Here is a 20117-nt window from a genome sequence, read left to right as displayed (position 1 = left end):
ACAACATCATGCGGCAGGGCGACCGGCCGTGCATCACGCTGACGCTCAATGGCAGCGAGCGCAGCGGCTATTGCGAGCCACGCGACCTGCTGTCGGATTTCATCCGTCACGAACTGGGCGCGACCGGCACGCATGTCGGCTGCGAACATGGTGTCTGCGGCGCGTGCACGGTACACATCGACGGCGTGGCAGGGCGTTCTTGCCTGATGCTGGCGGTGCAGGCGCAAGGACGTCGCATCGATACAGTCGAGGGCCTCGCGCCCGATATGGTGCTTGGCGATCTGCAGCAGGCGTTTCAACGCCACCACGCCTTGCAGTGCGGCTTCTGTACGGCCGGCATTCTGATGTCGTGCGCGGACTATCTGAAGCGCGTGCCCGATCCCACCGAAGCGCAAGTGCGCGACATGCTCTCGGGCCATCTGTGCCGCTGTACGGGCTATACGCCGATCGTCGCAGCGGTGCTGGACGTGGCGGCGAGACGTAACGCAGGCAAGCAGGCCGGTGAGACCGTGGAGACCGCTCATGCTTGATCTCGGCCGAACCTATCTGCAAAGCGTGGAGCGCAGCCCGAACGCGCTCGCTCTGGTCGACGGCGCCCTGACGCTGACCTATGCGCAGTGGCATCGCATCATTGTGAACGTCGCCGAAGGCCTGCGTGAACTGGGTCTCGCGCACGGGGACCGGCTGCTCGTCGTACTGCAAAACCGCTGGGAAATGGCAACCTTGCACTGGGCCTGCCAGTTCGCGGGTATTGTGATCGTGCCGTTGAACTGGCGCGCCAAGCCTGACGAACTCGATTACTGCGTGACCGATGCCGGCGTGAAGGCGATTGTCTATGAACCGGTCAGTGCCGAAGCGGTCACGCAGAGCGCGGCTGCGCAAAATCTGCCGCGCATCGGGCTCGACGACGCGCAAGGCCGCACCGCCAGATTCGCAACACTCCTTGCCGAGCGCTCGCATGATGCCAGTATCCAGACCACTCGCGCGAATGCGGACGACTACTCGCTGATTCTTTACACGTCGGGCACCACGGGTAAAGCCAAAGGCGTGCCGCGCCGTCACCGTCATGAGCGGGCTGCCGCGCTCGCCCATGTCGCACAGAACCTGTACCGGTACGGCGAGCGCACGCTCGGGGTGATGCCGTTGTATCACACCATGGGCGTGCGCTCGCTGCTCTCGATGGCCATGGTTGACGGCGTGTTCGTTTGCGCACGCCGCTGGAACGCCCGTTTCGCGCTCGATTCCATCGCGCAGTATCAGATCAGCTGTCTTTATCTGGTGCCGACGCTTTATCACGATCTTCTGGGCGATCCCGCTTTCGACGCTATCGACACGACATCCGTCAAAAAGCTCGGTTTTGCCGGCGCACCAATGAACGACGGTTTGCTCAAGCGGCTATCGGCTGCTTTCAAACCCGAACTGTTCGTCAATCACTACGGCTCGTCGGAGGTCTACACCTTCAGCATCGATCAGGACGCAACGCAGAAACCGGGCAGCGCGGGGCGTGCCGGTATCAATACGCGCCTGCGTGTCGTGAAGCTCGATGCGCAAACGCCAGAGGATCTGGCGCAGGCTGGCGAAGAAGGTCAGATCATCGCCGATCTGCTCGGCGACGAAGCTTTCGAAGGCTACTGGAACCGCCCTGACGCCAACGCCAAATCATTGCGCGACGGCTGGTATTTCACCGGCGACACCGGTTTCTTCGACGTCGAAGGCGACCTGTACGTGTCCGGACGCGTCGACGACATGATCATTAGTGGCGGCGAGAACATTTCGCCGGTCGATATCGAATCGGTGCTGTCTCTGCATCCCGCCGTCGACGAAGTGGCGGTGGCAGGCGTGAAAGACGAGCGCTGGGGCCAGCGGGTCGTCGCCTTCGTCAAACGCCGCGAATACGTCGATGCCGAAACGCTCGATGCGTATTGCCGAACGTCCAATCTCGTCAACTTCAAGCGGCCGCGCGAGTACGTCTTCGTGGACGACATTCCGAAATCGCCGGTTGGCAAGATCTTGCGCCGCAAGTTGTCCGCGGGCGAGTACGAACGCGACGAACGTGGTCAGCCTAATGACGGTAACGACAGCAACCACAGCCGCGCCAGCGGCGCATTCATTGCCACACACACGGAAACTACCAAGGAGTAACCCCATGACCGACTTGACTCACCGCGGCCAGAGCCTGCTGCAAGAACTCGACGGCTTTTCGATCGAGATCGACGCCGAACGCGAGCGGGCCGACATTATTCTGCATCGGCCGCCGTTCAACGTGATTTCGATGCATGCACGCGACCAGTTGCGCGCGGCCTTCGAAGCACTTGACGAAGACGAGCGCGTGCGCGTGATCGTCGTGCGCGCCACGGGTGAACACTTCTCGAGCGGCGGCGACATCAAGGGTTTTCTCGAGGCGTCGCCGGAACACGTGTCCAAACTCGCCTGGAATATCGCGGCACCCGCGCGCTGCTCGAAGCCGGTGATCGCCGCCAATCGCGGTTTCTGCTTCGGCGTGGGTTTCGAACTGTCGCTCGCGTGCGATTTCCGCATCGCCACCGACACCACCTTCTACGCGCTGCCGGAACAGAAGCTCGGCCAGATCCCGGGCTCGGGCGGCTCGGCGCGTTTGCAGCAGATGGTCGGCGTCGGTCGAACCAAGGACATCGTCATGCGCTCGCGCCGCATTCCGGGCAAGCAGGCCTACGACTGGGGCATCGCGGTGGAGTGCGTGGCCGATGCGCAACTCGAAGCCACGACCGACGCGTTGGTGGATGAACTGCGGGCCTTCTCGCCGCTTGCGCAACGCACGGCCAAGAAGCTGCTGAACGATAGCGAAGATGCGCCGCTTTCGATCGCGATCGAACTCGAAGGGCACTGCTATAGCCGTCTGCGCACGTCCGACGATTTCCGTGAGGGGGTGGAGGCGTTTCATGGCAAACGCAAGCCGGTGTTTCGCGGCAGTTGAACCGAACGCAGCACAACATAGCGGCAACACCCAGTAGCGAAAAAAACTGCAGGAGACAAAGCATATGGAGCGTTTCGATTACGTGATTGTGGGCGGTGGATCCGCCGGATGCGTGCTTGCGCACCGGTTGTCGGCGGTACCGTCGTTGCGCGTCGCGTTGATCGAGGCGGGCAAGGATACGCCGCCGGGCGCTGTGCCCGCGGCGATTCTCGACAGCTATCCCATGCCGGTTTTCTGCGGCGACACGTACATCTGGCCCGAGCTCAAAGCGAGCGCGACCCGAACGGCCGCGCCGCGTGTGTATGAGCAAGGGCGCGTGATGGGTGGCGGATCGAGTATCAACGTGCAATCCGCCAATCGCGGCCTGCCACGCGACTACGACGACTGGGCCGCCAATGGCGCAACTGGCTGGGCGTGGCAGGACGTGCTGCCGTATTTCCGCAAGCTCGAACGCGACGTGAATTTCCCGGAAGGCGGGTTGCACGGCGGCGCTGGGCCGGTGCCTATTCGCCGTGTTCTTCAGGCCGACTGGCCGCCGTTCTGCCATGCGTTTGCCGACGGGATGCGTAAAAACGGTTTCGCCAGCCTGCTGGACCAGAACGGCGAGTTCGGTGACGGCTACTTTCCAGGCGCGTTCTCGAATCTCGACGACAGGCGAATCTCGACCGCCGTCGCTTATCTGGATGCACAGACGCGCAGGCGCCGCAATCTGCACATCTATCCGGAGCTGCGCGTCGAGCGCATTGTGATGGAGGGCATGGTCGCTCGCGGCGTGGTGGCTGTCGCGCGCAACGGTGCCCACGTGCGCTTCGAGGCGAATGAAGTCGTGCTGTGTGCAGGCGCGCTGCAATCGCCGGCGCTGCTGATGCGAGCAGGCGTCGGCGCGAGGGAGGATCTGGGCGCGCTCGGCATCGATTGCATGATTGATCTGCCGGGCGTGGGACGTAATCTTCAGGATCATCCGTCCCTGACTTTCTGCCATTTTCTCGAGCGACGTTATCGCATGCCTTTGTCGCGGCGCCGCGCGAGTATGACAGCCGCGCGTTTCACCTCGGGCGTTGCAGGGTGCGATGCGTCCGATCTGTATCTGTCGAGTGCGACTCGCGCCGCATGGCATGCGCTCGGCAACCGGCTCGGGCTGTTCTTTCTCTGGTGCAATCGCCCGTATTCACGCGGCCGTGTGCAACTCGTTTCACCCGACGCCGCGGTGCCGCCGCGCGTCGATCTGAATCTGCTCGACGATCCACGCGATGTCGCGCGCCTCGCTTTCGGCGTACGAATGCTGGCGAAAATCGTCGAGGCCTCGGGGCTCGGTCACGATCCACGCGACTTTTTCCCCGCGGCGTTTTCACCACGGGTCAAGGCGCTTAGCCGCGTCGGAACCCGTAACGCCGCGCTGACCTCGATGCTTGGGATGCTGCTCGACACACCTGCGCCGATCCGGCGGGCATTAATCGAACGGTTTTTCACGGGAGGCCAGCAAATGTCCGCCCTGCTTGCCGATGAGAACGCACTTGAGTCGTTCATTCGCGCCAATGTGTTCGGCGTATGGCACGCGAGCGGCACCTGCAAGATGGGCGATGTGAACGACGTCATGGCTGTGACGGACAACGCGGGTCGCGTGCGTGGCGCGCAGGGCTTGCGGGTCGTCGATGCGTCACTGATGCCGAGACTGCCTTCGGCGAATACGAATATCCCGACCATCATGATGGCCGAAAAGATCGCCGACACGATGCTCGCGCGAAGGTACACGAGCGCGGCGTCGAACACGACGTCGTCCACGGTGGTCGGTCGATAAAAGTTTATTAACACAACCAAGAGCACGCAATCCAGAACGTGCCTTAAAACGGGGCGATCGAAAGACGGCCCGCTTATAATCAAGGAGATGACGATGTCCGTAGCAGCGCAGAATGGCGCCGCCTTGCCCGCGGTAGACCAGCGGCAAGTGATGGGTGCAGTAATGGCCTCGTGCCTCGGTTGGGCACTGGATTTGTTCGATCTGTTCGTCTTGCTGTTCGTCGCACCGGTAGTGGGACGGCTGTTCTTTCCGTCCGAACACGCCATGCTCTCGCTTGCCGCGGTCTATGCATCGTTTGCCGTGACCCTGCTGATGCGCCCCCTCGGCTCGGCATGGTTCGGCTCCTACGCGGACCGCAACGGTCGCAAGGGCGCGATGATCACTGCGGTGGTCGGCGTGGGCCTCTCGACGGCAACCTTCGGCTTGCTGCCAACGGTTGCGCAAGTCGGCCTCGTCGCGCCGATCCTGTTCCTGATGCTGCGTTTGATACAAGGCGTATTCGTCGGCGGCGTGGTGGCGTCGACCCACACCATCGGCACAGAATCTGTCGCGCCTAAATATCGCGGCGCCGTGTCGGGGCTGATCGGAGGTGGCGGGGCGGGCCTCGGCGCATTGCTCGCATCGCTAACCTATCTGGCGATGTCGGCGATCTTCCCGGGCGCCCTGTTCGACGTGTGGGGTTGGCGCTGCATGTTCTTCACCGGCATTGTGAGTTCGATTCTCGGCTTGTTCGTCTTCAGTAGCCTGGAAGAGTCGCCGCTGTGGAAGAAGCTGGCCGCCGAGAAGGCCGCCAAGGCCGCAATGCAGAACACGGCCGCACCCGTCGAGGTCGTACGCTCGCCGATCCGCACGCTGTTTTCACGCGACTATCGCTCGATTCTGTTCGTCAATCTGCTGCTGACGATCGGCGGCGGTAGCGGCTATTACCTCACGTCCGGCTACCTGCCGACCTTCCTCAAGGTGGTGAGCCACGCACCGAACGGCGCCGCGGCCGCGATTCTGATGATCTGCAGCGTCGCGGTGGTGATCGCGTCGATCGCGGCGGGACATCTGAGCACTTTCATTGGACGCAAAAGCACGTTCGTCTGGATCGGCCTGATTCGCCTGATCGCGCTGCCTGCGCTGTTCCTGCTGCTGCCCACAGCGCAAAGCATCACGATGGTCGGCGTCTACGCGGTGATTCTGAGCGCGCTCGGCAGCGCCGGTTACGCGCCGATTCTGATCTTCCTGAACGAACGCTTTCCAACCGCGATTCGCGCCACTGGCACGGGGCTGTCATGGAACATCGGTTTCGCGATCGGCGGGATGATGCCGACCGCCGTCTCGCTGGTGGCAAAAGACGCCAGCCAGTTGCCGATGACGCTTGCGATCTTCGCCGGGGCGATCAGCGTAATTTTCCTGGTGGGGGCGTTCATCGTGCCGGAGACCCGCGGCAAGCTCGATAACGGCACCGCCCGCGAGGCCGCCTAGTGCATTCCAGCGGGCGCAAAAGCGCGCCCGCGTCGCTCACATACAGGAGACATCAATGAAATACGACGAGGACGTTCGCGCGCGCTCATACCAGTTTCGCGACGATTATGTTGCGGCCACGCCACCCTGGTATCGCGGTGAACTGCACCTTGGCTTCACGCTGCTCTTCACGGGTGGAGTGATCGGGTACTGCTTCACGCAGCTTCATGCGCCCACGCTTGCGGAATGGATGGCGGTCATTCCGCTCTTTCTGTTCGGCAACTGGGCAGAGTGGGCCGCGCATCGCTACGTGCTGCATCGCCCGACGAAGTACTTCAGCATGATCTACAAGCGGCACTGCGCGGTCCATCACAGATTCTTCACGCACGTCACGCTCGAATACAAGGGCCAGCGGCACTGGCGCGCGTTGTTGTTTCCGCCGTTTGCGCCGGTCGCGTTTGTGCTGGCGGCAGTGCCGTTCGCACTCTTCATTGGTTATGTGTTTTCGCGCAATGCGGGATATATCGCGCTGCTCACGATGGCGGCGTACTACCTGATGTACGAGGGACTGCACACACTGTCGCACGTCACCGACAGCCCGTTGCTCGACCGCGTTCCGTTCGTCAATACCGTGCGGCGCTTGCACGTCACGCACCACGATCCCGAACTGATGGCGACGCAAAATTTCAACCTGACGTTTCCCATCTGCGACACGCTGTTCGGCACGCGCAGGGATGCGCCGCGCACTGCACGCGAACCGCTGGCGCGTCGTCCATAAAGAGCTTCTGCGACTTTTTCGCAATAAGGGACCCGACAACCCCCCCAAGCCGCCGGTCGATAGAGGACGGCGAGCGTCCGCATGTGATCGGCTGTAGCTGTAGCTGCAGCTGCAGCTACGGCTCCTAGGCTTTGGGTGGATGCCGGACGCCACGAGCTTGGCCGCATCGTTGCGACGTTGGCGGGCGTCGTTTATCGACAGGACAGGGAATCGCCCAAGGGTATGGCTGCAACCCTTGCCATCCAGCCGGTAATCAAATTTCCACACCTTCGAACGCGAGGTTGACACCCGCAGATACATGGAGTCGCGGTCACGAATCTTATAGGGCTTGTCTTGTGGTTCGGCGTTCAGCAGTAGCGGGTAGGTTAGCTTCACGGAGTTCTCCTCGATGGACAACTACCATGATTTTTCCCGGCAATTTACCCGCAAACCTGTCGGAAGCGCGCGGATTACTCTGGATCATGCCGGATAGATCCCCATAAACCGGAGGCGCAACCGAGGCGAATGCATAAAGCTTCAGCCATTCGCTGTAACCGTGTACGAGAAACCCTCCCGAGCGTTCTACGTACTGCTGCCGGGACGTTTCATAAACCGTCCGAAGTGCAAACCAGGGCACATGAGGCAAGTCGTGATGAACTAGATGGTAGTTGTTGTTCAGGAACAGCAGCCGCCAGAACCACCCCGCTTCGTTGATGACAGTGCGATGCTCGTGAGCATGTGCCACGCGATGTTCCTGAAACGAGCGGATCGAACCTAACGACAACGATCCATATCCCGCGCCGACGATAAATGCCCAGGCAGGGACTCCGCAGACACGTTGAAGCCATATCGTCAGCGCTGCCAATGCAACCAGATGCGCAACCCACATCGGCACATGACGCAAATCGCCGCGTTTGATAGTGCGGAGTTCATCGACACCCGTTGCCGCTATGGAAAAAGCCGGCCCAGCTATCAGTCGGCCGACAAACGTATTGCGGAAGGTCAGCAGCGCGCGAATCGCCAGACCCGCACGTTGCCACACGCGCTGACTGACGAAGTAGCTTTCGGGATCGCGCTCAGGAAGCGTCAGATGCGGATCGTCGTGATGCTGAAGATGCGAATCACGATAGACGCTGTACGGAAACCACACCGCGAGCGGCGCGAATCCTAATAGTGCGTTGAAGAACGGCGAACGCGTCGGATGGCCGTGCAGCAATTCATGTTGAAGAGACATGTACCACGCACCCAGCAACGCTAGCAGTGCAACGGTCAGCGGCAGGCCGAGCATGCGCGCATGCGTCGCCACACCGAACCATCCACCGTAGATCGTGGCGATCAGCAGCCACGTCGGCCATTGCGTGCGCCATGTCCAGCTTGCAGCCTGTTGGGCGAGTGCTTTACGTTGCGTGTCGTCGAGGTAAATCGCCATCGGCTGGATCGGTCGGAATGCAGGTTTAGACCGATCCTACGGACCAATTCACGCGACTAGAACCATTTTGTTCAGCAATGCATCTGCAAATACGTGCAAAAGCGCGGGGCCATATCGCCGGCCCTTGCGCAGCGCCCGGCCGCTATCACCCGGCGCGCAGGGATCCTCGCGGATCCTGTTCGGGCAATCGGTAAAAGACGCTTATTTATCGTCCGCCACGTGGCAAGCGTGATCGAGCAAACCTTCCGCGGAGCCGCTGCCGTTGTCGGCATCGAGACTGCTATTCACGACGAGCCAGCCGTCTTTCTCCGCGGATGGCCCCGCACCCGTCACGAGAATGGTTTGCATGGCCATCGCTGCAGCGTCTTTGTTATCACGCGCGACGATGAGAAACGGATTGCTCGCCTGAGTGAGTGAGGTGACGCGCATGATCCGATAGCGCTGGCCGTCGAGCGTATCCCAACGCCATTCGCCAGGCGTGTCCTTCGCGTGACGCGCCAAGGCGTCGCTCACCTTGCTTTGCATGCAATCGATATGGATATGCAGCTGGTTTTGCGTACGGCGGAATTGCGAGTTGATCTCGAGGCCGAGTTGATTGTCGGGCAAGGAGCGCTTGACGGACTTCTCGACGTACAGCCGCGACACCCACGCATCGTCCCAGTAGTCCGGTGCATTCGGCGCAAGCACGAACGGGCTTTCTATGCCGGTGACGCGGTCGGTCGGAATCAGCAGATGCTGTGAGCGGCCGACAATATCCTTCAGGATCGCATAGCGTTTGTCGAGATCGACGACCGTGCATTGGCCCGGCGTGCCGGTGGCCTGCTGCGACGGCACGCAGCGCATATCGACGATTTTCCAGAGCGCGTTCGAATCGACTGCAGCAAGGCGCGCGCGGGAGGCGACGGTGAAGACGACCGCCAATGCGGCGGCGGTGCGCAGAATAGTGTGGCGAAGGCGGGTGGGTTTGGGCACGGTCATCGGCATGCGGATCGGCATTTTTTTACTGGAGTGTTCAGCGACATCTTCAATGGCATCTTCAACGGCACCTTCGACGGCATTTTCAGAACCGTCAGAGCGCTGGCGCCGGCAGCACGCCGAGCAATTGCTCGAAGGCGACGCCGATCGCCAGCAACCGTCGGTCCTCGCCGAGCGGACCATCCAGTTCCAGGCCGACCGGCAGGCCGCCGGCAGTCATCCCCGCCGCCAGCGATAAGCCCGGAATGCCGGACGTGCTGGCCGGGTCGGTATTGCGCAGGAACGCGTCCATCGTATCGATTGGCGCGGCGCCATCGATCGATACTGTCGACGAGCCGTTCAGGTCGTCGATCGGCACCGCGGCGAGGCGCGTGGTCGGGAACAGCAGCGCATCGAGACGCTCATCCGCGAAAGTCGCGGCGACATACTGCTGCAAGCGCGGTCGCCATTGCTTCAGCGCTGCGTCGTAATGAGCACCGAGTACGTCGGCGAGCACGCCGTCGTAGATCGCGCGCACGTCAGGGCTCGCGATGCGGGCTGCCAATTCTTTGACTGTCTTTACCGGCGCGTTATTGGCGACGAGCCAGGCGAGCACGTCTTCGCGCGGCTCGTGGATCGCGATCGGTCCACCGACATGGCCGTTCAAGATCTCCAGTTCGCTCATCGCTACAGGCACGAAGATGACGCCCGCTGCTTCGAGGCGGCGCAAGGCGGCGCGCGCGACGTCTTCCACCTGCTTTTCGAGCCCTTCCCAGAGCGGCTCGGGCAGGCCGATGCGCAAACCGTTCAGCGTGAGTGTGGGCAGCGCCCCCGCTCCGGTGATCACGCCGTCGAGCAACGCGATGTCGGCAACCGTGCGCGCCATCGGCCCTACCGTATCGCGCGTATGGCTGATCGGCACGACGGCACCCGGATCGTGATAGCGCCGTTCAGCACCACCGTTACCCACCGACGGACGAAACCCCGCGATGCCGGTCAACGCAGCCGGAATGCGCGTCGAGCCGCCGGTGTCAGTGCCGAGACCCGCGGGCACGATGCGCGCGGCGATCGCGGCGGCGGTGCCGCCCGACGAGCCGCCAGGAATCAGCGTGGGGTCGTACGGATTGCGCACCGGTCCGGCGTGCGTGGCGAAGTTGGTGCTGGTGATGCCGAACGCGAGTTCGTGCATGTTGGCTTTGCCGAGGATGATCGCGCCGGCATCGAGAAGCCGTTGCACCGAAGGCGCGTTCGTCTTCGGCACGAAGCCTTCCAACGCGGGGGTGCCCGCCGAGGTTTGCAAGCCGGCCGTGTTGATGTTGTCCTTCACGACGATGGGCAAACCGGCGAGCGGCAATTGCGCTTTTGCTTCGGGCGGCAAGGCATCGATGCGCTGCGCGGCAGCCAGCGCGCCGTCGAGATCGAGCGTGGTGAGCGCATTGAGGCTAGAGAGCGACGCCGCGCGCGCCAGCAGCGTGGCCATATAGTCGGCGGCTTTGAGGCGCCCGGACTGGATCGCGGCGACCGCTTCGGTTGCGGTTAGGGCCAACTGTTGATCGACGGTCCATGTCATCGCAGGCGTCTCCTTTAACTGAGGTGTCGCCTATTCTGGCACAGCCGCTTAAAAATCGACGCCCGGTGGCGCAAGGTGGCTCGCGTTCGCCGGCTCGCAGGCCAACCGGCCCTCAGGTTCTGCGTGCGAGACCATGCGTCACCGCCTGGGTACTATCAGACGAGTCTGCCGGCGTGCTATTGCCGGCTGTCGATCCACATGCGTCCCCAGCGGAACGCGTAGGCGAGCGCGTGCTCTTCGTCGAAGAAATAATCGAGTGCGTCGAACGAGTAAGCCTGGCCTTGACTTGCAGACGTTTTTTCGATGGTCAGGTTGGCGGCGAACAGGCCGTTGGGCAGCCGTTGCGCAGCCGGTGCGACTTCGTAGCCCTTGTAGCGGATATTTGAATTCATGATCGTGGCAGTGAGTGTGCCCGCGTGTATTGCTAAGGAGCCGGCGCGCGGGACGCAACCCTGTGCGTCAGGCAACCGGTGGTGAGCGGGCAGGATCAAGCGTAGGCCGCGCCGCGCAGCGGGTGAACCAATCTTTCGTCGTAAGCAAATCAGCGAGGTTCGGGAACGGTCTTCAGGAGACCGGATCGGACCATAGTCGCAGCGTTCGAACACACTATCCGGCGTTGTGGGAGAGCGGTCTGTTGTGTGGCGCACGGTTTGGACCAGCGGAAACACGAGCGCGTTCGAGCGCGCTCGGCGTGACTTGTCAGCCTTAAAAGTATCGTCGGAGGATGCTGCGGTTAGCGGGGAGAGGAGGCAAGCGCACGCATGCGTCGAATGGTTCGTCGAGGCAGTGGGATGGCCGCCGGCTCAACGCAAACGCAAGTGCGTCGGGGACCCCACAAGCGTGGGTCCTCGACGTCGTACGCAAAGGCGTTAAACCGCGTGCAGCAATCTGGCGGGTTGCGCTTCCTTGACTGCATTGCCGAGCGGCGCGGCCGTCGGCGTGCGATGCGCGTTGAACGCCAGGGCGAATTGCGCGGCCTGTTGGCCGACTGTGGCGAGCTGATCGACGACCTTGGCGTCGGAACAACTATCGACCGTGTCAAAGCGTGTTTCCAGCGTGTTGATCCCGGCGCCGAACGGGGTCGGCCAGCCGCGCAACGCGTGGACGATCGAGCGCAGCGACGTCAGCACCGAGCCGGCAGCCTGCCAGCCATAAGCGGTGACGATACAGCCGACCGCGCGGCCATCCAGATACGGCCGTTCATCGGCGCGCAGTTCTTCGAGCGTGTCGAGTGCGTTCTTGACGAGGCCCGAGACGCCGCCGTGATAACCGGGCGTCGCGATGATCAGCGCGTCCGCATGGCGCACGGCTTCGATCAGCTCAAGCTGTTCGGCGGTACGTTGAGGGTTTTCCGGAGCGTAGTGGGGCAGGCTATGCAGGAAGGTGCCGCCGAACAGGCGGGTATTCGCGCCTGCGGCTTCCGCGCCACGCAGCGCAAAGCCGAGCGCGCGCTCGGTCGACGACGCCGCACGTGTCGTGCCGCCGATGCCGATTACGAGCGGCCGGCGATGATGGTCGAAACTGGTCAACGAAATGCTCCTTCGGTAACGGCTCACGGGACGCTGGCGCGGGGCTGCGCGTAGACGAACCGGGGCGAACCGGACTTTGAAGTGTCATCTTAATGACCGCCGCGAGCCGGGCGAAGCGACTTTTTGTTCTAACGATATAACCGCGCGGGGTTATCGGCGGCTCAGTGGGCCGTTTGACGGATGTATCGCAACCGATACGCCGCCCTGTGCAATGCAGTTGAGGCGGCCCCCGATAAGCATATGGCGAACCATTGTTTGGGGGCGCGATGACACGCGGCTATGATCGAGTCGTCTCCTCCATGACATCTCCTTGACATGGGACTCGGCCTCGCTACGTAAGTGGCGAGGCCTTTTTTTCGTCTGGACTTTCAGCGGCGCCCGCGCGTGCCGCTTCACGATAAAGCCGTTTTTTGCATGCTACGATGGTCCGCAACGCGAATCACGGCGAGGTCGAACAAGCAATGGCAACCCTGTATGACACGCTTGGTGTGCACGCGCACGCCACGGACGAAGAAATCAAGCGGGCTTATCGCAAGGCCGCGATGAAATGGCATCCGGATCGCAACAACGGCGCCGAGGAAGTTGCGCGCGCTACTTTCCAGGAAATCAAGGACGCGTATGCGATTCTCTCCGACGCCGCGCAGCGCAAGGTGTATGACGCAGTCTATGCCGAGCAGATGCGTGGCTGGGAAGCGCAGCGTGCCCGCCAGCAAAAAGCGCAGGCCGAACGTGAAGCGGCGGTACGTGCCGCGGACGAAGCGGCCTACGCCGAGATGGTGTCGCTCGCCATGCGTTTCGCCGACGACGGCCACAATCGCGACGTGCTGTTCGGCGTGCTGCTAGGACGTCGATGCGAGGCGCAGCGGGCCGCGCAGATCGCCGACAGCGTGTCTGCCTTGCAGGCGGCGCGGCGCGAGGCAGAGAAGGCGGCGGCTGCCGCCGAAGCGGCAGCAAAGGCGGTGGACGTCCCCGACGTTTCAGCGAAAGCGGAGGCAACGACGGTGAACGACGATGCCGCCAATCGTGACGCCTCAGGTAAGCCCGCCAACTCGGGCAAGCGCGAAGAAAATGCCAGCGACGCCCATCCGGCCGGCGTACTGGGTGGACTCTGGTTTCAGTTCCTGAACGGCTTGCGGTTTTGAACAGACAGTTCTGGCCGAAAGACCCCACACGTAGGCCGAATTGATATAGAGGGCGGCCTTCGGCGTCGGTATATCCGCTTCTAGAATCAATGAGACGTCCGTGACATGTGTCATTGTCGCCGACTCCACTTCCCCCCGCGAATGACCCGCTTCGCTTGACCTCCATGTTGCAGATTCCGAGAGGCACGACGGCCATGGTTACTTTTATTTTTGTCGTTGCGATGGCGGCGTTTATCCCGTACGTCGCGGCGCCCGGCATTGCGAACGGCGTCAAGTCGATCAGCGCGCAGCCTGCGGCGATGTTGTTCGAAACTTCACCGGCTGCGTCGGACGGCGCAAGCGACGCCGCCAATCGAATCGTGTCCGAACACCGCGACAGCGGCGCTTCCGTATGAGGAGGCGCCGCCGCGAAAAATTGTCGGCTTAATGAAAGATTCGACTTTGCGCTGCTAAACTTTGTCGCCAATGCAGCGCGCGATATCCGTGGATCGAGCGCCCTGATACAAATTCTTGTGGCGCAACAATTTACGTCATCGTAGTGTCACGGGGACGCAAGACTAGGCCGGCATAATTGCGCATAGAGAGAGATAAAAAAACTCGGGGTGAGCGTGACCAAAAAATACAAGGTGCTGTTTCTCTGTCGCGAGAATTCAGCACGCAGCATCATTGCCGAAGCTTTACTGCGCGAACTGGCTGGACACCGGTTCGAAGCGTTCAGCGCGGGGCCGGAGCCGGCCGCGCGTGTTCACCCTATTGCGATCGCGCAATTGCGGCCCGGTATATCGGACCTCGGCGTGCTCTGCCCGAAAAGCTGGCTGGAATTCACCGGTGAATGGGCGCCGCGGATGGACCTCGTCATTGCCATGGACGCGTGCGTCGCCAGGCATCATGCGCCGCGCTTTCCGGGAGACCCTGCGTTGTGTAGCTGGAACTTCGCCGATCCGCTTGCCGATGGCATGCTCGAGCCGGAGCGCGTCCGTTCGTTTGAAAAGGTCTTCTGGCAGATAGTCCGGCAGCTCAGCACGTTTATCGAATTGCCGCAGTACGCGGCGGCGCCGGCTTGTACCGGCGACGCGTCGTGTGCATCGCTGAACGGCGCAACGAATCCCGCCATTCAGTGCAACGTGTGAACGGCCCCGGCGCGTCAGCCAGTACGGGGTGATGCCTCGGGGTTATGCCTTTGCTCTGGCGGTGTGGCGATCAGACGGCTTAGCGGTTGTTCGGGCGCGCAAGCGGACTTCCCGCGAATGGGTCGTTTAGCCAATCCACCTGTTTTTTCGGCTGCGGGGCGGGTGCCGGCGTGGCCGATAATTCGAAGTGGTCGATTGATTGACCAGCGCTAATTGCCTGTTTAAGCCATTGGGGCATTTCACCCTGGCCGTCCCAGCTATCTCCCGTTGCGCTGCGGTAGCGTTCAGCTTTTTGCCCCTTCGGTTCGGCCGCCAGCACGGCGGCGAGGTCTTCTGGTTTGATACCAAACTCTTCCATGCGGTGGCGGAGATACGCAATCATGCTATCTCGCTTCCTTTCGTCCATAAGATATTCGTCCTTCTAAAGCGTCCGGCGTTCTGTCAGTTACAGATTGCAAGGGGAAGCCGCGAAAGCATCGAGCCCATGTATATGGGGTCCGCTCGCGGTCAGGTTATTGATCGAAGGAAATTCCAGTGGCTGCGTCAAAGAACGTCGCCCCATACATTGCGGTACAGCATATGTCCAACAAGGCCGGCTATAAGGCTGACTGTGCCAATCAGTGAATATTCAAGCGCTCCGCCGCGCGGCAGGTACGGCTGGGTAAGCCCTACGGCCGCAATGGAAAAAACGGTGATGACAATGCAATGATTGCGAACAGTCGGCCTCAAGTCCACGCTCCGTCTCTCGCCGGTGCCTCGCGCGGGGCCGATTTTTGTGCGTTATGCCAGCATCATAACGCACTGTTCGGGTAACGCACGCGCCTGCCGGCCTGATTTTGTTACTGCATGCAGCCGATTGAGCGGCGGCGGGTGCCACTAAGGCCGTCCGCACCGCCGGGATTGAAATCCTGAGTGGCCGAGCTATAACGGAACAGCGGAGCAACAATCTGCGTTTCCAGCCTGGTGGCGACCGTTTCCGGCTAGCCGTGCGCGCACGCCCGACATCGGTTTCAGGTCTGGCAACTATTTACTCATTTAGTTCGGTGACTCGCCGCAGCAGTCCCGCATAGGCATTCGCCCGTTTGTCAGTTCGGCAGTGAGTTAGTTCGATTTCATGACACGACGTTTTTTCGCGGATCAATTCTTTTTCGAAGGGGATAAGCGCTGCTGCGCCGGATTCGAGGAGTCTGGACATGAAACTACGTTTATTGATGGCGTTGGCAAGCACCGCTCTGTTTCTGGCGCCGAGCACAGCCGGCGCACTGGATGGCCAGCAGGGCCAGGCCGTATCGGGCCAGGCGCTCATGCAGAACGCAAACGAATCAGCGCAAGCCACCACCGACATGTCGTACGGTGACACTGTGCGGACCGTGATGCCGGCCGGGCAGGCGGTGCAGAACGTCTCCTATGGCGGAGTGGCTGCAGGCGCGACGGAAGTGGGAGGCCGACAGGAGCGGCCGTGCGCTTCCGGGCCGCAATGCAGGATCTATTTTGGCCAGTAGCAGGCCGGCAGTTCAGGAGGCGGTGGGGACAGAGCGCACCGCTTCCACTTCCATCCACGTACGGCACCCTGATCGGAATACCCACACGCCCGAGTGCAATTTTACGGAGTCGTCAGCGGGCGATTTAATACGATGTTAAGGTGTCTTCCATTCAGGTTTTCACCCGCTGTCTTTTCCGATCGCAATCATAAGCAGGCCAATACCGCCTGCTTTTTTATTCATGACTTGCCGTCTGCGATTTGATTAGTCCGGTGTGACTGCTCCAATCCCACCCGTTGTTTAGTTACTCGCAAACAATACTATGTTGATGGAAGATAATCTGCCGGCGAGCATTGCCTCGCCGGACGATGGGGCTTCGTCGTCCCTGCGTTCCTGGCTCGCCGTCGTGGCCGTTGCAATCGGTGCGTTCGCATTCGTGACCACGGAATTTTTACCTGTTGGCCTGCTGCCGCGTATCGCGGCGGATCTGGGTGTGCTGCCTGGCACTGCAGGATTGATGGTCACGGTGCCGGGCGTGATTGCCGCCATCTCGGCGCCCGGATTGATGCTGGTGGCCGGACGGATGGATCGCCGGCGCGTGTTTCTGTTGCTCACGGCCTTGCTGCTCGCGTCGAATCTGATTTCGGCCTTTGCGCCCGATTTCCTGGTCATGCTGGTCGGACGCGCGTTGCTCGGCGCGGCGCTGGGCGGCTTCTGGACCCTGGCGACTGCGGCATCGGGGCGCCTCGTGCAGCCGAAGGATTCGGCCAAAGCGATGGCGACGATCCTGACCGGCGTGACCTGCGCGACAGTGATCGGTGTGCCGCTCGGCACGTTCATCGCCAGCTTCGCTTCGTGGCGTGCTTCGTTTATGGCAACCGGCGTGCTTGTCGCGATCGCGCTCGTGGCGCAGTTCGTTTTCGTGCCGTCCTTGCCGTCGAGCACCGCATTGCGGCTGCGCGATCTGGTTGCGCTGCTGCGCCGCCCGCATCCGCGTAGAAGCATGCTGATGGTGGCGCTCGTCTTCGGCGCGCATTTCTCCTCGTACACGTACATCACGCCGTTCCTGCTGCACAACGCGAGTTTTTCGATGTCGACGATTACGTGGCTGCTGCTCGGCTTCGGCATTATTGGCTTCTTCTCGAACTTCGCCGTATCGTCGACGGTGACGCACAATCTGAAAGTGTCTCTGGGCGTGATGGTTTCTCTGCTAATGTTCGCGCTGCTGGCAATGCCTTTGCTGGAACAATCGCCGATCGGCATCGCCGCGCTCGTGCTCGCGTGGGGTGTTTCGTTCGGCGCATTGCCGCTTTGTTTGAGCATCTGGATTCAGCGCGCCACGCCGGATTCGCCCGAAGCAGGCTCGGCGCTGTTTGTCAGCATCATTCAGGTTGCCATCGCGCTGGGATCGCTCATTGGCGGTGTGGTGGTCGACCATGTCGGCATTTCCGCGGACTTTCTCTTTGGCAGCGGCCTAGCGTTGCTGGGGCTCGCCGCGCTCGCGAGTTTCGGACGAAGCAAGCAGGAAGTGCCCGCGAAAGCGGTGGTCTGTCCGGCGTGTACTGACTAGCCGGTAAGCGTCGAGCACCACGCCCACACCGATCCGCTTTTGTTATCGCCCCCTCCAATACACGGATTGTTGGCGCATCGCACCGCTCGTATATTTGCTGGACGAAAGCAGAGACAGCAGAAATACAACAACTGAACGGCAAGCCTCCCGGGCCTGCTACAGGAGCACAGCGATGAATCGAATCGATCTGGAGGGGCGTGTTGTCGCCATTACCGGCGGCGCGCGCGGCATTGGCTACGCAGTGGCTCAACGGGCGTTGAACTCGGGCGCGTCGGTCGCGCTATGGGACATCGACGCCGAACGCCTCGCGCGCAGCGAGCGCGAACTCAGCGAACTGGGCAAAGTCACCGCCGTCACGGTCGAACTCACCCAGGAAGCGTCAGTGGTTCAGGCAGTGGCGCAAACGGTCGCCGCCCATGGCGCGATCGACGTGCTGATCAACTGCGCCGGCATCACCGGCGGCAACGGCACGACATGGGAGCTGGACCCCGAGGTCTGGCGCCGCGTGATCGACGTGAATCTGATCGGCCCGTATCTCACCTGCCGCGCGGTCGTGCCGCAGATGCTCAAGCAGGGCTACGGCCGGATCGTTAATATAGCGTCCGTTGCCGGCAAAGAGGGCAACCCGAACGCCTCGCACTACAGCGCCTCCAAAGCCGGGCTCATCGGCCTGACCAAATCCCTCGGTAAAGAACTAGCGACGAAGAACATCCTCGTCAACGCGGTCACGCCCGCAGCGGCGAAAACGGAGATTTTCGACTCGATGTCGCAGCAGCACATCGACTACATGCTCTCGAAGATTCCAATGAATCGCTTCCTGTTGCCGGAAGAAGCGGCGTCGCTGATTCTCTGGCTCTCTTCCGAAGACTGCGCGTTCAGCACCGGCTCGGTATTCGACCTGTCGGGCGGCCGCGCCACTTATTGAGTCGTCACAGCGTCACCAAGCCGTAGTAGTAGCAGTGGCAGTGCAAAAGGTAGAAAAAACGCAGAGCGCGACCCGCATGCTCTGCGAAGGAGACGACATGAATCCGCATTCGCCCGCTTCACTGGAGGCGATCAACAGCAAGGTCATGCGCCGGCTGTTGCCGTTTCTGTTGCTGATGTACGTGCTGGCGTTTCTTGATCGAGCCAATATCGGCTTCGCACAGAAAGCGTTGCAGCACGACACGGGTTTGTCCAATGCGGCTTTTGCCTTCGGCGCGGGCGTGTTCTTCGTCGGTTATGCATTGTTCGAAGTACCGAGCAATCTTCTGCTGCATAAGGTCGGCGCGCGCGCGTGGATGTGCCGGATCATGGTGACCTGGGGGCTCGTCTCGGCGGCAATGTGTCTTGCGCATACGCCGACCGCTTTCTACTCGCTGCGTTTTCTGCTCGGCGTCGCCGAAGCGGGTTTCTTCCCCGGCGTGATCTATTACCTGACGCATTGGTTTCCGCAAGCGGCGCGAGCTCGCGCGGTGGGCGTGTTTTATTTCGGCGCGCCGCTGGCGTTCATCTTCGGCAGTCCGTTGTCGGGTTCCTTGCTCGAACTGCATGGCGCGATGGGTTTGGCCGGCTGGCAGTGGCTGTTTCTGATCGAGGGGACGATGGCCTCTGTGGTCGGCGTATGGGCGTTCTGGTATCTCGACAACCGCCCCGAAGACGCCCGGTGGCTCGACGCGCAGGAGCGCACCACCTTGCGCCGCGCGCTCGACGACGATGCGCTCGCCGCATCGGCGCATGGGCCGCGTCATATTCTCGCAGCGCTGGTGGACCGCCGTGTGTTGCTGCTGTCAGCGATCTATCTGCTGATTCAGATGAGTGTCTACGGCGTGATCTTCTATTTGCCGCAGCAGGTGGCGGCTTTGCTCGGCACGACGGTCGGTTTGCGCGTGGGCCTCGTCGGTGCGTTGCCATGGCTGTGTGCGTTGGCCGTGACGTGGTACGTGCCGCGTCGAGCGGATCGTACGGGTGGACACCGGCGCTGGGCAGTTGCGCTGCTGGTGCTCGCGGGTCTCGGCATCGGTGCCTCGGGGCTCGCGCATAACCCGTCGATCGGCCTGATCGCGCTGTGCTGCGCGGCTAGTGGTTTCATCGCGGCGCAACCGCTGTTCTGGACATTTCCGACGCGCTACCTCACGGGCGCCGCAGCGGCGGGTGGGATCGCGCTGATCAATTCGCTCGGCGGCCTCGGTGGATTTATTGCGCCGAGCCTGCGCACCGCGGCGGAACGCGTGTTTTCGTCGACCTCGGCGGGGCTGATCGTATTGGGCGCGTCGAGTCTGCTGGCTGCGCTCCTGATCGGCACGCTGTTGCGTCGTGACGGCGCCGATTCAAGCTGGTCTTTCCAACACTTATTGCACCGCGCCCGCTAGGCGC

General features: G+C 61.8%; 19 protein-coding genes and 1 pseudogene. 13 read left to right on the top strand and 7 right to left on the bottom strand.

The features are described from left to right. Positions 1-8: 8 nt before the first annotated feature. The 6 genes from BM438_RS18925 to BM438_RS18900 all read left to right on the top strand — a co-directional run bounded on the left by BM438_RS18925 (position 9) and on the right by BM438_RS18900 (position 6978). Positions 9-530 carry a (2Fe-2S)-binding protein gene (locus BM438_RS18925; protein ID WP_093636181.1) on the top strand — a complete coding sequence of 174 codons (522 nt, stop codon included), beginning with the start codon at positions 9-11 and terminating at the stop codon, positions 528-530. Next, complete coding sequence (locus BM438_RS18920; protein WP_093636082.1) at positions 523-2142, top strand: AMP-binding protein; 1620 nt, start codon at positions 523-525, stop codon at positions 2140-2142. The genes BM438_RS18925 and BM438_RS18920 overlap by 8 nt, the downstream gene beginning before the upstream one ends. A 4-nt stretch (positions 2143-2146) precedes the next feature. Then, on the top strand, positions 2147-2953 hold the full coding sequence (locus tag BM438_RS18915; protein ID WP_093636080.1) for an enoyl-CoA hydratase/isomerase family protein: 807 nt from the start codon (positions 2147-2149) through the stop codon (positions 2951-2953). 64 nt (positions 2954-3017) lie between these two features. Further along, positions 3018-4751, top strand: coding sequence for a GMC family oxidoreductase (locus BM438_RS18910; RefSeq protein ID WP_093636078.1), 1734 nt, complete (start codon positions 3018-3020; stop codon positions 4749-4751). Between the two features lie 93 nt (positions 4752-4844). After that, positions 4845-6221, top strand: a complete 1377-nt coding sequence (locus BM438_RS18905; RefSeq protein ID WP_093636076.1) for an MFS transporter — start codon at positions 4845-4847, stop codon at positions 6219-6221. 55 nt (positions 6222-6276) lie between these two features. Continuing rightward, positions 6277-6978, top strand: a complete 702-nt coding sequence (locus BM438_RS18900; RefSeq protein WP_093636074.1) for a sterol desaturase family protein — start codon at positions 6277-6279, stop codon at positions 6976-6978. A 186-nt stretch (positions 6979-7164) separates the two neighbouring features. Here BM438_RS18900 and BM438_RS47000 read toward each other — a convergent pair. The 6 genes and pseudogenes from BM438_RS47000 to BM438_RS18870 all read right to left on the bottom strand — a co-directional run. Further along, a pseudogene (locus BM438_RS47000) lies at positions 7165-7278 on the bottom strand (Arm DNA-binding domain-containing protein); the annotation flags it as partial. A 19-nt stretch (positions 7279-7297) separates the two neighbouring features. Continuing rightward, a complete protein-coding gene (locus tag BM438_RS18890; RefSeq protein ID WP_093636071.1) occupies positions 7298-8386 on the bottom strand; it encodes a fatty acid desaturase in 1089 nt (362 codons plus the stop codon). A gap of 201 nt (positions 8387-8587) precedes the next feature. Next, on the bottom strand, positions 8588-9364 hold the full coding sequence (locus BM438_RS18885) for a CDP-diacylglycerol diphosphatase (protein ID WP_093636179.1): 777 nt from the start codon (positions 9362-9364) through the stop codon (positions 8588-8590). A 91-nt stretch (positions 9365-9455) separates the two neighbouring features. Then, positions 9456-10910, bottom strand: a complete 1455-nt coding sequence (gene iaaH, locus BM438_RS18880; protein WP_093636069.1) for an indoleacetamide hydrolase — start codon at positions 10908-10910, stop codon at positions 9456-9458. Between the two features lie 176 nt (positions 10911-11086). Then, entirely contained in the window at positions 11087-11302 is a 216-nt protein-coding gene (locus BM438_RS18875; protein WP_093636067.1) for a transcriptional regulator, read from the bottom strand. A 477-nt stretch (positions 11303-11779) separates the two neighbouring features. Continuing rightward, positions 11780-12439 carry an NADPH-dependent FMN reductase gene (locus tag BM438_RS18870; protein ID WP_054035960.1) on the bottom strand — a complete coding sequence of 220 codons (660 nt, stop codon included), beginning with the start codon at positions 12437-12439 and terminating at the stop codon, positions 11780-11782. 461 nt (positions 12440-12900) lie between these two features. Here BM438_RS18870 and BM438_RS18865 point away from each other — a divergent pair, with 461 nt between their 5' ends. The 3 genes from BM438_RS18865 (at position 12901) to BM438_RS18855 (ending at position 14711) form a co-directional block, all read left to right on the top strand. Next, the gene (locus BM438_RS18865; protein WP_093636177.1) at positions 12901-13581 is read left to right on the top strand and encodes a J domain-containing protein; all 681 of its coding nucleotides are present in this window, start codon (positions 12901-12903) and stop codon (positions 13579-13581) included. 194 nt (positions 13582-13775) lie between these two features. After that, positions 13776-13976: a hypothetical protein gene (locus tag BM438_RS18860; RefSeq protein WP_093636175.1), complete on the top strand. Its 201-nt coding sequence runs from the start codon at positions 13776-13778 to the stop codon at positions 13974-13976. A 213-nt stretch (positions 13977-14189) separates the two neighbouring features. Further along, a complete protein-coding gene (locus tag BM438_RS18855; protein WP_093636173.1) occupies positions 14190-14711 on the top strand; it encodes an arsenate reductase/protein-tyrosine-phosphatase family protein in 522 nt (173 codons plus the stop codon). Between the two features lie 79 nt (positions 14712-14790). Here the strand turns inward: BM438_RS18855 and BM438_RS18850 are convergent, their stop codons facing one another. After that, positions 14791-15117, bottom strand: a complete 327-nt coding sequence (locus BM438_RS18850; protein WP_093636065.1) for an H-NS histone family protein — start codon at positions 15115-15117, stop codon at positions 14791-14793. Positions 15118-15904: 787 nt separating this feature from the next. Here BM438_RS18850 and BM438_RS18845 point away from each other — a divergent pair. The 4 genes from BM438_RS18845 to BM438_RS18830 all read left to right on the top strand — a co-directional run bounded on the left by BM438_RS18845 (position 15905) and on the right by BM438_RS18830 (position 20113). Next, complete coding sequence (locus tag BM438_RS18845; RefSeq protein WP_093636063.1) at positions 15905-16213, top strand: hypothetical protein; 309 nt, start codon at positions 15905-15907, stop codon at positions 16211-16213. 301 nt (positions 16214-16514) lie between these two features. Further along, positions 16515-17762, top strand: a complete 1248-nt coding sequence (locus BM438_RS18840) for an MFS transporter (RefSeq protein WP_093636061.1) — start codon at positions 16515-16517, stop codon at positions 17760-17762. A gap of 172 nt (positions 17763-17934) precedes the next feature. Beyond that, on the top strand, positions 17935-18687 hold the full coding sequence (locus tag BM438_RS18835; protein ID WP_054035966.1) for an SDR family NAD(P)-dependent oxidoreductase: 753 nt from the start codon (positions 17935-17937) through the stop codon (positions 18685-18687). Between the two features lie 97 nt (positions 18688-18784). Beyond that, positions 18785-20113 (top strand): MFS transporter, encoded by a 1329-nt coding sequence (locus tag BM438_RS18830; protein ID WP_093636058.1) that lies wholly within the window; start codon positions 18785-18787, stop codon positions 20111-20113. The last annotated feature ends 4 nt before the right edge of the window (positions 20114-20117 follow it).

This window comes from Paraburkholderia aspalathi (assembly GCF_900116445.1).
GTDB classification, from domain to species: Bacteria; Pseudomonadota; Gammaproteobacteria; order Burkholderiales; family Burkholderiaceae; genus Paraburkholderia; species Paraburkholderia aspalathi.
The sequence above is the reverse complement of the archived record's forward strand: the minus strand, read 5'-3'. Positions and strand labels throughout refer to the sequence as shown.

Excerpts from the sequence above, each read along its gene's own strand:
- BM438_RS18920 (WP_093636082.1), top strand. The coding sequence starts at position 523 with ATGCTTGATCTCGGCCGAACCTATCTGCAAAGCGTGGAGCGCAGCCCG.
- BM438_RS18840 (WP_093636061.1), top strand. The coding sequence starts at position 16,515 with ATGTTGATGGAAGATAATCTGCCGGCGAGCATTGCCTCGCCGGACGAT.
- BM438_RS18890 (WP_093636071.1), bottom strand. The coding sequence starts at position 8,386 with ATGGCGATTTACCTCGACGACACGCAACGTAAAGCACTCGCCCAACAG.
- iaaH (WP_093636069.1), bottom strand. The coding sequence starts at position 10,910 with ATGACATGGACCGTCGATCAACAGTTGGCCCTAACCGCAACCGAAGCG.
- BM438_RS18900 (WP_093636074.1), top strand. The coding sequence starts at position 6,277 with ATGAAATACGACGAGGACGTTCGCGCGCGCTCATACCAGTTTCGCGAC.
- BM438_RS18835 (WP_054035966.1), top strand. The coding sequence starts at position 17,935 with ATGAATCGAATCGATCTGGAGGGGCGTGTTGTCGCCATTACCGGCGGC.
- BM438_RS18860 (WP_093636175.1), top strand. The coding sequence starts at position 13,776 with ATGGTTACTTTTATTTTTGTCGTTGCGATGGCGGCGTTTATCCCGTAC.
- BM438_RS18830 (WP_093636058.1), top strand. The coding sequence starts at position 18,785 with ATGAATCCGCATTCGCCCGCTTCACTGGAGGCGATCAACAGCAAGGTC.
- BM438_RS18925 (WP_093636181.1), top strand. The coding sequence starts at position 9 with ATGCGGCAGGGCGACCGGCCGTGCATCACGCTGACGCTCAATGGCAGC.
- BM438_RS18845 (WP_093636063.1), top strand. The coding sequence starts at position 15,905 with ATGAAACTACGTTTATTGATGGCGTTGGCAAGCACCGCTCTGTTTCTG.
- BM438_RS18865 (WP_093636177.1), top strand. The coding sequence starts at position 12,901 with ATGGCAACCCTGTATGACACGCTTGGTGTGCACGCGCACGCCACGGAC.
- BM438_RS18850 (WP_093636065.1), bottom strand. The coding sequence starts at position 15,117 with ATGGACGAAAGGAAGCGAGATAGCATGATTGCGTATCTCCGCCACCGC.
- BM438_RS18875 (WP_093636067.1), bottom strand. The coding sequence starts at position 11,302 with ATGAATTCAAATATCCGCTACAAGGGCTACGAAGTCGCACCGGCTGCG.
- BM438_RS18910 (WP_093636078.1), top strand. The coding sequence starts at position 3,018 with ATGGAGCGTTTCGATTACGTGATTGTGGGCGGTGGATCCGCCGGATGC.
- BM438_RS18885 (WP_093636179.1), bottom strand. The coding sequence starts at position 9,364 with ATGACCGTGCCCAAACCCACCCGCCTTCGCCACACTATTCTGCGCACC.
- BM438_RS18905 (WP_093636076.1), top strand. The coding sequence starts at position 4,845 with ATGTCCGTAGCAGCGCAGAATGGCGCCGCCTTGCCCGCGGTAGACCAG.
- BM438_RS18915 (WP_093636080.1), top strand. The coding sequence starts at position 2,147 with ATGACCGACTTGACTCACCGCGGCCAGAGCCTGCTGCAAGAACTCGAC.